This window comes from Panacibacter ginsenosidivorans, from assembly GCF_007971225.1.
GTDB classification, from domain to species: Bacteria; Bacteroidota; Bacteroidia; order Chitinophagales; family Chitinophagaceae; genus Panacibacter; species Panacibacter ginsenosidivorans.
The window spans coordinates 821,838-834,493 of sequence record NZ_CP042435.1 but is presented as its reverse complement, the minus strand read 5'-3'; the positions used below and the strand labels follow the sequence as shown (position 1 = coordinate 834,493).

The window sequence follows — 12,656 nt, the reverse complement described above, 5'->3', positions numbered from 1 at the left end:
ATTTTTGTGCCTGGCATTCGAATATTATTTAGGCTTTTGTTGCGTCGCACTCTTGTACTTTTAAATAGCTATCAGCTGATAGCTACAAGTTTTGGGCTTTCATATTTTGTTCGCACATAGCTAAACCCACGTTATTTGTTCATTAAAAATTCAAACGTACAAGTGAGTGACACAACCAAAGATGCCACAAACACTGCAGCTTGTTAATTAATAAACTAACCAAATAAAAAACTCCCTTTTATTAAGGGAGTTTTTGCATAAATTAATAATTCCTTTATGGAAATATACCCAGCTCTGCATAAGCTGTACCCACTTTGTCAATGGCAACAACATAAGCTGCAGTACGCATATCAGGAATAGCAGGGTTTGCTTTCCAGCAATTCATGATTTCATGAGTAGCTTCTATCATAGTTTCTTCAAGACCGCTGTGCACCAGGTCAACTTCGCTTGGTCCATGTTCAATGTAAGTCCTTTCTTTTGCATTAACAGACTTTCCGGTAAGTGTTTCTAATGCACTTAGTAAACCTTTATTCTGGTTCTCGGTAAAACGTTTTTCCATTCTGCCATAACGAACATGGCTAAGATTTTTGAGCCATTCAAAATAAGAAACCGTAACGCCACCAGCATTCAGATACATATCAGGGATAACGAGGGTTCCATTCTTTATAAGTATTTCATCAGCTTCTGGTGTAAGAGGACCATTCGCTGCTTCGCCAATGATCTTTGCTTTTACATTGGCAGCATTGTCTTTATTGATCACATTTTCCAAAGCAGCGGGTATAAGAATATCGCAGGCAAGCTCAAGTGCATCGCCGCTTTTAGCAAGATTGGTGGCACCGGGGAAGTTAAGAATAGAACCTGTTTTCTTCCTGTGGTGAAAAACCTCGTCTTCGTTCAAGCCATCTTCACTAAAGATTGCACCTTCATATTCTGCAATAGCAACTACTTTGGAACCATTTTCGCGGAAGAATTTGGCAGAGTGGTAGCCCACATTACCTAACCCCTGTACAACCACACGTTTTCCTTGCACGCCCACTGGTAAGCCAATACGTGCCATTACATCCGGCATGTTACAAACTTCACGCACACCAAAGAATACCCCCAATCCTGTTGCTTCTTTACGACCGCGAACGCCACCTTGCGTAACAGGTTTACCGGTAACACAGGCAAGACCATCAATTTCGCCCGGTTTCATACTTTCGTAAGTATCAACGATCCAGGCCATTTCACGTTCACCGGTGCCATAGTCAGGAGCAGGAACATCCGTACCTGGACCAATAAAGTTCTTGCGAATCAATTCAGCAGTGTACCGGCGGGTAATTTTTTGTAGTTCAAACTCACTGTATTTGCGTGGATTGATTTTGATACCACCTTTACCACCGCCAAATGGTACGTTTACAATTGCACATTTGTACGTCATAAGGGATGCAAGTGCCATTACCTCGTCCTGGTTTACTTCATCGCTAAAACGAATGCCGCCTTTGCAAGGCGTTTTATGCTGACTATGTTGCACACGGTATGCTTCAATAACTTCAATAGAACCGTCGTCTCTTTTAATAGGAAAACGCATTTGGTAGACTGCATTGCAGGCTTTTATCTGCTCCAGCAAACCCTTTTCCCACCTTGTAAATTTTGCCGCTTTGTCGAAACTTTTTACAACGCTTTCAAAAAAACTATACTGTTGATCTGACATATAAATGATGTTTAAATATTAGAAGATGATTTACAGCTAATTAACATTTGTTATTGGTGATAAGAAAAAAAATATTTATCAAACTTTATCTTATTTGGTCATCGCCTGTTGTGTCACTCACTTGTACGTTCCAAACTCTGCTGAACAATGAAAAAAGCGTACAAGAGTGCGACGCAAGAGCAGCTAAATACATACACTGCAGACGGGCAACAAAATTTATCCTTTCTTTTCCAGCGCCTTTATTTTCCTGTCTAGATTTATCAAATAAATAAAAAGCCCGATCAATATAACAACAACAACCGCCATTACCACATATAATTTTCCTTCACTGCGCATGAAATCTGTTGGGTCTTCTGTTTTTGCATTTGTGTCTTGCGCAAAAACATAAACCTGTATAATACAAAGTGCAACAGTGCATGCAATATTTCTCAGTTTATTCATGAGACAGTTTCTTTTCAGTTAGTATTGCTAATCTTGTACGTAATGTTGAGATCCAGACGCCCAGTAAAATCCAGCCTATAATTGCAGGAAGAAATACCATTTCCATTTCTGGTGTTGTGTCGTTAGGGTTTAATCCCGGGTTTCCTTCGCTTCCCTGCCCGCCAGGGTGTAAGGATTCTGTAAGACGTGGCAGTATCCAGATAGTAGGAAATAGCATGGCAAAAGCAAATATGTTATACACCGCGCTAATGCGGGAACGCTTGTCCATATCTGTCATAGAACCACGTAACACAAAATAGGCCATGTAAATAAGTATTGCAATGGCGGCTCCATTTTGTTTGGGGTCGCCACTCCATGGCTGTCCCCATTGATAGTTTGCCCATATAGCACCCGTTATAAGCCCCAATATTCCAAACACTACACCGGTTCTGGCAAATTCAAGAGAATAATAATCAAAACGGGGATTTGGCGTGCGTAAGTATTTAATGGCATAAATAACCGAAACAATAAAAAGTGTTTGCATGCAGAACCACATAGGCACATGAAAAAATAAGTTGCGGACGGTTTGCTGCATGCGGCCGTCAAGCTTAGGTACTTTAACCAAAAAACCCATCGTACAGGTGTACACAAGTAAAATAAAAGAAAGTATTTTCCACCAGTATTGACGAATCATACAATAATTTTTCAGTAGTAACAGGAGGTTATTTGGCAAGCCTGTTGCAAAATTCTGCGGGGCAAATTTAGGGGAAAGCCTTTAGAACAAATGATTAGCAGCGTAAAAATTATAAGAATACTCAATCTTTCCATAGAAAAGGGAAAAGTATAACCGCTAATGCAATTATTAATAAGTCTAATGCTACTAATAAAAATACCATTTGCCACAAACCGGCTTGCAGTACAGGTGCAAAAGCAGCTTTTGCAATTTTACTTAATAAAAGTATTTGCGGAATGATAATAGGAAAGCCCATGATAGCCATTAATGCAGCCTGTTGCTGGGCTTTAGACGCTATTGCTGCAAGAAAAGTAAATATTAAGCTAAAGCCTATTCCACCAAGAAAGCCAATTCCTGCGAAAGCAATGATATGTAAAAGCGGATTGCCAAGTAAAAGCATGAATACAAAAAGACTAAGCAAACTCATCAGCATCATGAGCAATGCATTAAAGACAAGTTTGGATATAATAAAATCTCTTGCACCCGCAATAGAGTAATAATAAAGCATGCGACCTTTACTATCCTGTAGAAAGCTTTTAGCTACTGCATTTACACAAACAAACAATTGAATTACCCAAAAGAGGGCATTCCAAACTTCTTCCTCCGGCTGCCCCATAGTGAGATAAACTACGAATATAGTAGAAGCTACATATAGCAACACGCCATAAAAAGTATATTGCTGTCTTATTTCAAGCAACAGGTCCTTTCTTATAAGTGCAGGTATTTTTTGAGATCCGGAATTATTCAATGCTTTTCTTTTTATAATTTTTCGTGATAACATTTCCGGCAACGTGGTTCGTACAAATCTTTTTCACCGAGTACAACCAGAGATTCAGGACCGCTTTTGCGATAAGAATAACTGGCAATATTGCCACATTTTACACAGATCGCATGAAGCTTGGTTATATAATCTGCCACAGCCAATAGCTGAGGTATTGGTCCAAATGGCTTGCCCTGGAAACTCATATCTAACCCTGCAACGATCACCCTTGTACCTTTTAATGCCAATGTTTCACATACCTGTATCAATTGAGGGTCGAAGAATTGGGCTTCATCAATACCAATTACATCAACATCATCGGCCATCAATAATATTGTTTGCGAATTATCAACCGGTGTTGAAAGTATTGCATTAGCGTCATGGCTAACTACCTGTTCTTCGCCATATCTTACATCTACAGATGGTTTAAATATTTCTACCTTAAGATGGGCAATTTTAGCACGCTTAAGCCTTCTTATTAATTCTTCTGTTTTGCCACTGAACATAGAGCCACAAATAACTTCTATCCAGCCCCTGCGTTCTCCAGATATGTGTGGTTCTATAAACATTATGCAAAACCTGGTATTCGTTACAGAAAAGCTTAGTACTTTTAATCAGTCAACATATATAAAGGTGGCACAGCAATTGCGTGTGGCCATCTTATTAATCGTCAAATGTATAATATCCCATGGAAAGAGTTGATACTCTTATAAAAAGATTGCTTGAACTTCATGAATCACATTCAGGTAATTCAGCTATGCTGGTAACCGCACAAATGCTGGTGCACGAACTACAGGAAAATAATAGGGAAGCTAGTGCCGGTAATAAAGTATCTGTAATACATCCTGGTATTAAAGATGCAGATGTTCAGTCTTTAATAATTGCACAGGCTATTGCAGATAAAGTTCCTGAAAAAGAAGAAGCGCGGCCCGTAATTAGTGTATACCAGCCTGCCTCTGAACCTGTAAAAGAAAAAGCTGCTGAGATAAGAGAAGAAAAACAAAAAGTTGTAAAAACATATGCGCCGCTACCAAAAATAGAAGAAATTCCAACCTTTGCTTATCAACAAAAAGATGTATTTGAATTAAATGACAGCATTTCTTCGTCGGGTGAGCAAACGCTTAATGACCGGCTTAAGACTGAAAAGAAGGAGTTAGCAGCCATCTTAAAAGAAAGCCCTGTTAAAGATCTTAAGAAAGCTATAGGGATTAACGACCGCTTTGTTTTTATAGAAGAGCTGTTTCGTGGTGATGAAAATATGTACGAACGCAGTATTAAAACTATCAATAGCTTTACTATTTTTCCTGAAGCTGAATATTGGATACAACGTGAATTAAAAACAAAGATCGGGTGGGATGAGGAAAGCTTAACAGTAAAACATTTTGATCAGCTGGTAAGAAGGCGCTTCTCTTGAATATATTGCATAACCCCGGCTGTAGCGCCGGTCTTAGAACGCACATAATTGCCTGCCGCAGCAGCGCAATACTCATACAGATCTTTATCTTCTATTAACTCATTGAATATTTCTTCCAGTTCCAGCGCGTTCTCTACAGAAAAACCGCCTTCCTTTTCGAGTAATTCTACTGCTTCAATGTATTTTTCGTATTCAGGCCCAAATACAACTGGCTTATTATAAACAGCTGCTTCTAGAACATTGTGTACACCATCACCTCCAAATCCGCCACCTATATAACAGATGTCTGCATACTTATACAGATATTTAAGTGTACCAATATTGTCAATTATGAATGTGTTGATTTCAGGTTCCACAATCTGAGTGCCAATGGCTGAATAACGTACCGAATGATGATATAATGACTCGCATTCTTTTAAACGATCCTCACCAATATCATGCGGGGCAATAATAAAGCAATAATCTTTATAGCTGTTTACATAGTGATCAAGCGCTTCGTCATCATCTGTCCAGGTGCTGCCTGCAACAATTACTTTCTTATTTCTGCAAAATTCTTCAATGGATGTTATGGGTTTAAATGTTTCTGCTATTTCTAAAACCCTGTCAAACCTTGTATCGCCGCCTACTGAAGTGTTAATGATCTCTATACTTTTTAATAATTGCAGCGACTCTTCATTTTGTAAAAATAAATGTGTAAAACACTGCAGCATTTGCCTGTGAAAACCTCCGTACCATGCAAAGAATGGCTGACTTTTTCTGAATATACCTGATACAAGCAGTAAAGGAATGTTCCTTTGTTTTGCTTCTGTGAGATAATAATACCAAAATTCATACTTAACAAAAACTACAAGAACAGGCTTAACTGTTTCATAAAAAAGAGCAGCATTTTTTTTACTATCCATGGGCATGTAAAAAATACGATCTGCAACGCTGTTATTTTTTTCATTTTCATAACCGGATGGGGAGAAAAAAGTTAGCACCAAACAATAGAAGGGGTACTTTTTTTTCAATTCTTTCATTAACGGAAGGCCTTGTTCAAACTCGCCCAGCGAAGAACAATGCACCCATATTTTTTTTCGCGTATCGTTTTGCAGGCTGCTATGAATGTTTGCAAATACATTTTTCCTTCCTGCAATCCACAGTCGTGCTTTGCGGTTAAATAAAGCGGTAATGCGTGCAGCAAGAGGATATAATTTAATGAATAGCAGGTAAGCAGTTTTTCCCATATCTAAGCTGCAAAGAAAGTGATAAACTAAATTTAAAGCTTCTATTTTTTGTACCCAGCTGTATATTATTAATTTAACATTGGTTGCGTCGCACTCTTGTACGCTTTATCAACAAGCAACACATTATTATTTTAGTTGATTCCAAAGGTTTTATTAATGTTCTCTTTCAGAATTTATTTTTAGTTTTACATTGAAAGACCAAGATATCCAATATTCTAATCTCCGAAAAACTGTGCGTATGCGTCATTTAGAATTATCATCCATCCTTTGGCCAATAATTAATATTGCGCTGCTTATTCTTATCATGTATGTTGTAGTAAAATTATCAGGCAAAGGAACTGCCCAGTAAAATTATTTTATTACAACATTAGAATTATGTTGTTGCTCAATCTTCAGAACCTTGAAGTGAGTGACACAACATACAATGCTCAAAGTACTCTAAGCCGGTAACATAAAAATTGCCTTAACCATTTATTGCCCAAACAACAATAATGCGAATGATGCGTTTTTACGTTAGTTTTGCCGCACTTAAAATTGACGTATGAGAGCTATCCAGATGGTGGATCTTAAGACGCAGTATCAAAAGATTAAAACCGAGATTGACACTGCAGTTATTGATGTACTTGAGAGTTCTGCTTTTATTAATGGCAAACCTGTGCAGCAATTCGCTGAAAATTTATCGGAATATCTTGACGTAAAGCATGTAATTCCATGCGCTAACGGAACCGATGCTTTGCAAATTGCAATGATGGCTTTAGGCTTGCAACCGGGTGATGAAGTTATTACACCTTCGTTTACTTATATAGCTACAACGGAAGTGGTAGCATTACTTCGTTTAAAACCTGTGTTTGTAGAAGTAGATGCAAAAACTTTTTGCATGGGGTCTGAATCTTTACGTAAAGCAATTACGCCAAAAACAAAAGCAATCGTTCCCGTGCATTTATACGGTCAGGCTGCAAACATGGAAGCGATCATGGAAATTGCGAATGAACATAATTTAGCAGTGATCGAAGACAACGCCCAGGCAATTGGCAGTGATTATATTTTTAAAGATGGCACAAAAAAGAAAACCGGGACAATTGGAACAATAGGAACAACATCTTTCTTCCCTTCAAAAAATTTGGGTGGTTATGGAGATGGTGGTGCCATCTTTACTAATGATGATGCTTTGGCCGCGCAAATGAAAATGGTTGCCAATCATGGCCAGAGTAAAAGATATTATCATGATGTGGTTGGTTGCAATTCAAGATTAGATACAGTGCAGGCAGCGATTCTTAATATCAAATTACGTGAGCTTGATAATTACATAGCCGCACGCAGAAAAGCTGCGGATTATTATGATGCTGCATTTGCAAACAATCCAAAGATTACTACACCATATCGTGCACCATATACCAATCACGTGTTTCACCAATACACATTAGTGCTTGAAGGAGTGAACAGGGATGGATTGAATGAATACCTTGCATTAAAGCAAATTCCTTCCATGATCTATTATCCAGTGCCTGGTCACAAACAAAAAATGTTTGACTCTTTTAACCTGCCTGATGTTGAATTAGCAACTACAGATTGGCTTACAGAACGCGTAATTTCATTACCCATTCATACAGAGCTTGATGAAGAACAATTATCTTATATTACAAGTTCTGTGTTAGAATATATTAACCAATAAAGCAACCAACATTCTATGAGTAAAAAGCGTGTACTTATTACCGGGGCGGCAGGTTTCCTGGGATCGCATCTTTGTGACCGTTTTATTAAGGAAGGGTTTCATGTAATTGGCATGGACAATCTTATCACCGGTGATCTTAGAAACATCGAACATCTTTTTCCTTTGGAAGATTTTGAATTCTATCATCACGATGTTACAAAGTTTATTCACGTTCCCGGTGAGTTGCATTATATCTTACACTTTGCTTCGCCTGCAAGCCCGATAGATTATTTAAAAATTCCGATTCAAACTTTAAAAGTGGGTTCGCTTGGAACGCACAACTGTCTTGGTTTGGCGCGTAGCAAGAATGCAAGAATTCTTGTTGCATCAACAAGCGAAGTATATGGAGATCCGCAGGTGCATCCGCAAACAGAAGAATATTGGGGCAATGTAAATCCTGTTGGTCCGCGTGGTGTGTACGATGAAGCAAAACGTTTCCAGGAAGCTATTACAATGGCATATCACACCTTTCATGGATTGGAAACACGCATCGTTCGTATCTTCAATACGTATGGTCCGCGTATGCGATTGAATGATGGTCGTGCATTACCTGCATTCATCGGTCAGGCATTGCGTGGAGAAGATCTTACGGTGTTTGGTGATGGTAGTCAAACACGCAGCTTCTGTTATGTTGATGATCTCATCGAAGGTATTTATCGTTTGCTCATGAGCGATTATGCAAAGCCTGTGAACATTGGTAACCCTGTAGAAATTTCATTGAAAGATTTTGCCGAAGAAGTGTTGAAGCTAACAGGTTCTTCAGTAAAACTTGTTTACAAGCCATTGCCTGTTGATGATCCGAAACAACGCCAGCCCGATATTACCAAAGCAAAACAAATTCTTGGATGGGAGCCGAAAGTGAGTCGTGCAGAGGGTTTGAAGAAAACGTATGAATATTTCAAATCCTTGCCAAAAGAAGAATTGGTAAAACTTCCAAAAGAGTTTATTTCAAAGAAGTAATTTTTTGTACTTAGCTTTTGAATAAATATGAAGCTTTCGTTGCGTCGCACTCTTGTACTACAATAACATAACTCTGCAGATAAAATGATCGTTCAGCAACTACTCAATAAAGAAACCAAACTTGCCGTAATAGGTTTAGGCTATGTAGGTTTACCTATTGCATTGGCATTTGCAAAAAAGATAAGTGTTATTGGTTTTGATATGAATGCTGAACGCATCAAAATGTTGAACGATCACATCGATCCCAGCAAAGAACTGGACAAAAAAGCATTTGCAGATTGCAATATAACTTTTACAAATGATTTGGAAGTTTTAAAGCAAGCTTCTTTTTTTATTGCTGCAGTTCCAACACCTGTTGATGATCATAAAGTGCCTGATATTTCTTTATTATTGAAAGCATGTAAAACATTAGGCAGCGTTATAAAGAAAGGAGATTATATTGTTTTTGAATCAACAGTATACCCCGGTTGTACAGAAGAAGATTGTATTCCTGTAATGGAAAAAGGAAGTGGGTTAAAAGCAATAGAAGATTTTAAAATCGGCTATTCACCAGAACGTATAAATCCAGGTGATAAAGAACATACACTAGAGAAAATTATAAAAGTAGTTGCGGGTTGCGATGAAGAATCATTGAACAATATTGCAACTGTTTATGAAATGGTTGTAAAAGCGGGAACCTACAAAGCAAGCTCCATCAAGGTTGCAGAAGCGGCAAAGGTTATTGAGAACACCCAACGCGATCTCAATATTGCATTGATGAATGAACTTTCCATCATCTTCGATAAAGTTGGCATCAACACATACGAAGTATTGGAAGCTGCAGGCACCAAATGGAATTTTTTAAAATTCCAACCCGGGCTTGTTGGCGGTCATTGCATCGGTGTTGATCCATATTATCTGACTTATAAAGCTTCTGAGCTTGGCTTCAATTCACGTGTAATTACTGCAGGTCGCTATGTAAATGATACAATGGGCAATTATATTTCCAAGAAGATCATTCAGCACATCATTCAACACAGTGGCAATGTAAAGGAGTCGAAAGTGCTCATCATGGGCGCAACATTCAAAGAGAATGTAAGCGATATACGTAATTCAAAAGTTGCAGATATTGTAAATGTATTGCAGTCTTATTATATCAATATTCATATCGTTGATCCTTACGCATCTTCTGATGAACTAAAGCATGAATATGGTTTCGGTCTTACAAGAGATACAGACAATGATTACGATGTAGTAATTCTTGCTGTTCCACATACACCCTACAAATTACTTGACGAAAAATATTTCGCTTCCATTACAAAGCCTCATGCCCTTATTGCAGACATAAAAGGTTTATATAGGAATAAAATTGCTAACCGTTATTACTGGAGTTTATAAATGGAAAAACCTGTTATCATTGTTTCAGGAAAAAATGGTCAGCTTGGTAATGAGCTGAATGATATTGCCAACAACTATGCTCTATTCGAATTTCATTTCTTCGACAGAACAGAACTTGATATTGCAAATACAGAAGCTATCAACACCGCATTTGAGAAGTTTAAACCAACATATTTCATCAACACTGCTGCATATACAGCGGTTGATAAAGCTGAAGCTGAACAGGAGCAGGCATATCTTATCAATGCAGAAGCAACAGGTAATATCGCAAAAGCATGTAAAGCTTGGAGCACAAAGCTTATACACGTTTCCACTGATTATGTTTTTAGCGGAAAAGGCACAAAGCCATATAAAGAAGATGATGCGACTGATCCTGTAAATTATTATGGTTACACCAAATGGATCGGAGAGCAGCTTGCATTACAAAACAATCCGCAGACAATCGTCATACGCACATCATGGGTATATAGTGTGTACGGAAATAACTTTGTAAAAACGATGATGCGGTTAATGAAAGATCGCACAGATATTAATGTTGTTAACGATCAATATGGTTCTCCAACTTATGCAAAAGATCTTGCCGAGGCTATCATACAGATCATTGTACAAAATAATTTTCAGCCCGGCATTTATCATTTCAGTAACAGCGGCGAAATAAACTGGCATACCTTTGCAAGTGCTATAAAAGATGCAAAACATTTTAACTGCAATGTCCATGCAATTCCTTCTTCGCAATATCCTACACCTGCAAAACGGCCTGCATACTCTGTTATGAGTAAAGAGAAAATCGTTAACGTTTATAACATTCAATTAAAGCCGTGGCAGCAAAGTCTTGCAGCGTGTCTTGGTAAGTTGTAATTTTTTTTGAACCCGGGTTTTGTATTTCAATTAAACATTCGTTGCGTCGCACTCTTCAACGTTCAGATCAATATTGAACAGGAAGTACAAGTGAGTGACACAACAAGCGATGCTATAAAATACTTCGGCTTGTTCCATAAAATAAATCAATAAGTTTGTAACACATTATAATTGTTATGCCTCTTAAAGTTGGAATTACCGGTGGAATAGGAAGTGGAAAAACTACCGTGATCAATATTTTTAAAACGCTTGGTATTCCTGTGTTTGACGCAGATGCTGCCGCGAAAAAAGCCATGCATGAAAATATAGATGTGAAAAAAAAGATTATTGAATTGTTTGGTGAGAGTGCTTATATAAACAATGAACTTGATAGAAAATATATTGCCGGTATAGTGTTTAATGATGCACTTAAACTGGAGCAATTAAATGCGATTGTGCATCCTGTTACGATTGCAATGGCGGAAGAGTGGATGCAACAACAAACGTCTCATTACGTGTTGAAAGAAGCAGCTATATTGTTTGAATCGGGTGCAGCAGCAGGATTAGATTATGTTATTGGCGTATTTGCGCCCCAACATATAAGAATTCAACGGACAATGAATCGTGATAAAGTGAGCAGGGAAGAAGTGTTGAAGCGTATGGCAAAGCAAATTGACGAACACATGAAGATGAAACTTTGTGATTTTGTAATTACAAATGATGAGCAACAGTTAGTGATTCCACAAGTGTTGAAGGTGCATGAAAAATTATTGTCTATAAAAAATGAACGTGATGCAAAAGGTTAACCTGTTGGAAAAATTTGAATTGTTTACAGATCATTGGTCACCGAAGATTGTTGGTGAGCTAAATGGTCAGCACATAAAGCTGGTAAAATTCAAAGGGCCTTTTACATGGCATCATCACGATCATGAAGATGAATTGTTTTATGTAGTGAAAGGAAGTTTTATAATGGAGCTGCGTGATAAAGATATTGAACTTAATGAAGGTGATTTTCTTATAGTGCCTCGTGGTGTTGAACACAGACCAAATGCACCGGAAGAAGTTTGGGTAATGTTGTTTGAACCCGCAACAACACTAAATACAGGTAATACAGAAAATGAATTCACAAAGAAGGAGCTTGACATTATATGAAAAAATGGCGCTGGGTATTTATAACGATCATTGCCTTTTTTATTGCGTTCTATTCCTTCGCATACTTCTTTGTAATTCCAAAAGCTGCCATTGTTTCTATGCCGTATAAATGGCGGAATATTGTTGTTGGTCTTAAGCGCAGCGAATATGTATTTTATATCGGAAGACCGGCGGAAGATAGCACCACTGCAAAAGCAAACAGCGATAAATGGATCATGCGTGATGAAAATTATATTTTTCAATTACAACTTCATTATAACACCGACAGCATTGCCGATCATGCAACAATAACTTATGTTTTCTCCAATTATCTTTTTCATAAAGAGGGTAAGTTGAGTGAAAAGAAACTGGAATAGTAAAGAGTGAGTGGTCA

At 37.9% G+C, this 12,656-nt stretch carries 14 protein-coding genes; 8 read left to right on the top strand and 6 right to left on the bottom strand.

The features are described from left to right. Positions 1-274 precede the first annotated feature (274 nt). The 5 genes from FRZ67_RS03430 to FRZ67_RS03410 all read right to left on the bottom strand — a co-directional run bounded on the left by FRZ67_RS03430 (position 275) and on the right by FRZ67_RS03410 (position 4,175). Entirely contained in the window at positions 275-1,693 is a 1,419-nt protein-coding gene (locus FRZ67_RS03430) for a Glu/Leu/Phe/Val family dehydrogenase (RefSeq protein WP_147188198.1), read from the bottom strand. Between the two features lie 216 nt (positions 1,694-1,909). Then, positions 1,910-2,134 (bottom strand): CcmD family protein, encoded by a 225-nt coding sequence (locus FRZ67_RS03425; protein ID WP_147188197.1) that lies wholly within the window; start codon positions 2,132-2,134, stop codon positions 1,910-1,912. Next, the gene (ccsA, locus tag FRZ67_RS03420; RefSeq protein WP_147188196.1) at positions 2,127-2,807 is read right to left on the bottom strand and encodes a cytochrome c biogenesis protein CcsA; all 681 of its coding nucleotides are present in this window, start codon (positions 2,805-2,807) and stop codon (positions 2,127-2,129) included. The genes FRZ67_RS03425 and ccsA overlap by 8 nt, the downstream gene beginning before the upstream one ends. A gap of 121 nt (positions 2,808-2,928) precedes the next feature. Further along, positions 2,929-3,627, bottom strand: coding sequence for a heme exporter protein CcmB (locus tag FRZ67_RS03415; protein WP_147188195.1), 699 nt, complete (start codon positions 3,625-3,627; stop codon positions 2,929-2,931). Further along, complete coding sequence (locus tag FRZ67_RS03410) at positions 3,606-4,175, bottom strand: thymidine kinase (RefSeq protein ID WP_147188194.1); 570 nt, start codon at positions 4,173-4,175, stop codon at positions 3,606-3,608. The genes FRZ67_RS03415 and FRZ67_RS03410 overlap by 22 nt, the downstream gene beginning before the upstream one ends. Before the next feature lie 119 nt (positions 4,176-4,294). Between FRZ67_RS03410 and FRZ67_RS03405 the strand changes: the two genes are divergently transcribed. Further along, positions 4,295-5,020 (top strand): DUF8457 domain-containing protein, encoded by a 726-nt coding sequence (locus FRZ67_RS03405; RefSeq protein ID WP_147188193.1) that lies wholly within the window; start codon positions 4,295-4,297, stop codon positions 5,018-5,020. Here FRZ67_RS03405 and FRZ67_RS03400 read toward each other — a convergent pair. Then, positions 4,993-6,246, bottom strand: a complete 1,254-nt coding sequence (locus FRZ67_RS03400; RefSeq protein WP_147188192.1) for a 3-deoxy-D-manno-octulosonic acid transferase — start codon at positions 6,244-6,246, stop codon at positions 4,993-4,995. The two genes, FRZ67_RS03405 and FRZ67_RS03400, sit on opposite strands and share 28 nt — an antisense overlap. A gap of 541 nt (positions 6,247-6,787) precedes the next feature. Here FRZ67_RS03400 and FRZ67_RS03395 point away from each other — a divergent pair. From FRZ67_RS03395 to FRZ67_RS03365, 7 genes are all read left to right on the top strand, one after another. Further along, on the top strand, positions 6,788-7,918 hold the full coding sequence (locus FRZ67_RS03395) for a DegT/DnrJ/EryC1/StrS family aminotransferase (protein ID WP_147188191.1): 1,131 nt from the start codon (positions 6,788-6,790) through the stop codon (positions 7,916-7,918). Positions 7,919-7,933: 15 nt separating this feature from the next. Beyond that, positions 7,934-8,917: a UDP-glucuronic acid decarboxylase family protein gene (locus tag FRZ67_RS03390; protein WP_147188190.1), complete on the top strand. Its 984-nt coding sequence runs from the start codon at positions 7,934-7,936 to the stop codon at positions 8,915-8,917. An 84-nt stretch (positions 8,918-9,001) separates the two neighbouring features. Beyond that, on the top strand, positions 9,002-10,294 hold the full coding sequence (locus tag FRZ67_RS03385) for a nucleotide sugar dehydrogenase (protein WP_225975497.1): 1,293 nt from the start codon (positions 9,002-9,004) through the stop codon (positions 10,292-10,294). After that, a complete protein-coding gene (rfbD, locus tag FRZ67_RS03380; protein ID WP_147188189.1) occupies positions 10,295-11,152 on the top strand; it encodes a dTDP-4-dehydrorhamnose reductase in 858 nt (285 codons plus the stop codon). A gap of 176 nt (positions 11,153-11,328) precedes the next feature. Continuing rightward, on the top strand, positions 11,329-11,937 hold the full coding sequence (coaE, locus tag FRZ67_RS03375; protein ID WP_147188188.1) for a dephospho-CoA kinase: 609 nt from the start codon (positions 11,329-11,331) through the stop codon (positions 11,935-11,937). After that, the gene (locus tag FRZ67_RS03370; protein WP_147188187.1) at positions 11,924-12,283 is read left to right on the top strand and encodes a cupin domain-containing protein; all 360 of its coding nucleotides are present in this window, start codon (positions 11,924-11,926) and stop codon (positions 12,281-12,283) included. The genes coaE and FRZ67_RS03370 overlap by 14 nt, the downstream gene beginning before the upstream one ends. Continuing rightward, positions 12,280-12,639 (top strand): hypothetical protein, encoded by a 360-nt coding sequence (locus FRZ67_RS03365; RefSeq protein ID WP_147188186.1) that lies wholly within the window; start codon positions 12,280-12,282, stop codon positions 12,637-12,639. The genes FRZ67_RS03370 and FRZ67_RS03365 overlap by 4 nt, the downstream gene beginning before the upstream one ends. Positions 12,640-12,656: the final 17 nt, after the last annotated feature.

Bases quoted from the DNA above. Each gene is read 5' to 3' on its own strand.
- FRZ67_RS03430 (WP_147188198.1), bottom strand. From the start codon at position 1,693: ATGTCAGATCAACAGTATAGTTTTTTTGAAAGCGTTGTAAAAAGTTTC.
- FRZ67_RS03410 (WP_147188194.1), bottom strand. From the start codon at position 4,175: ATGTTTATAGAACCACACATATCTGGAGAACGCAGGGGCTGGATAGAA.
- FRZ67_RS03395 (WP_147188191.1), top strand. From the start codon at position 6,788: ATGAGAGCTATCCAGATGGTGGATCTTAAGACGCAGTATCAAAAGATT.
- ccsA (WP_147188196.1), bottom strand. From the start codon at position 2,807: ATGATTCGTCAATACTGGTGGAAAATACTTTCTTTTATTTTACTTGTG.
- rfbD (WP_147188189.1), top strand. From the start codon at position 10,295: ATGGAAAAACCTGTTATCATTGTTTCAGGAAAAAATGGTCAGCTTGGT.
- FRZ67_RS03415 (WP_147188195.1), bottom strand. From the start codon at position 3,627: ATGTTATCACGAAAAATTATAAAAAGAAAAGCATTGAATAATTCCGGA.
- FRZ67_RS03385 (WP_225975497.1), top strand. From the start codon at position 9,002: ATGATCGTTCAGCAACTACTCAATAAAGAAACCAAACTTGCCGTAATA.
- FRZ67_RS03365 (WP_147188186.1), top strand. From the start codon at position 12,280: ATGAAAAAATGGCGCTGGGTATTTATAACGATCATTGCCTTTTTTATT.
- coaE (WP_147188188.1), top strand. From the start codon at position 11,329: ATGCCTCTTAAAGTTGGAATTACCGGTGGAATAGGAAGTGGAAAAACT.
- FRZ67_RS03400 (WP_147188192.1), bottom strand. From the start codon at position 6,246: ATGGGAAAAACTGCTTACCTGCTATTCATTAAATTATATCCTCTTGCT.
- FRZ67_RS03405 (WP_147188193.1), top strand. From the start codon at position 4,295: ATGGAAAGAGTTGATACTCTTATAAAAAGATTGCTTGAACTTCATGAA.
- FRZ67_RS03370 (WP_147188187.1), top strand. From the start codon at position 11,924: ATGCAAAAGGTTAACCTGTTGGAAAAATTTGAATTGTTTACAGATCAT.
- FRZ67_RS03425 (WP_147188197.1), bottom strand. From the start codon at position 2,134: ATGAATAAACTGAGAAATATTGCATGCACTGTTGCACTTTGTATTATA.
- FRZ67_RS03390 (WP_147188190.1), top strand. From the start codon at position 7,934: ATGAGTAAAAAGCGTGTACTTATTACCGGGGCGGCAGGTTTCCTGGGA.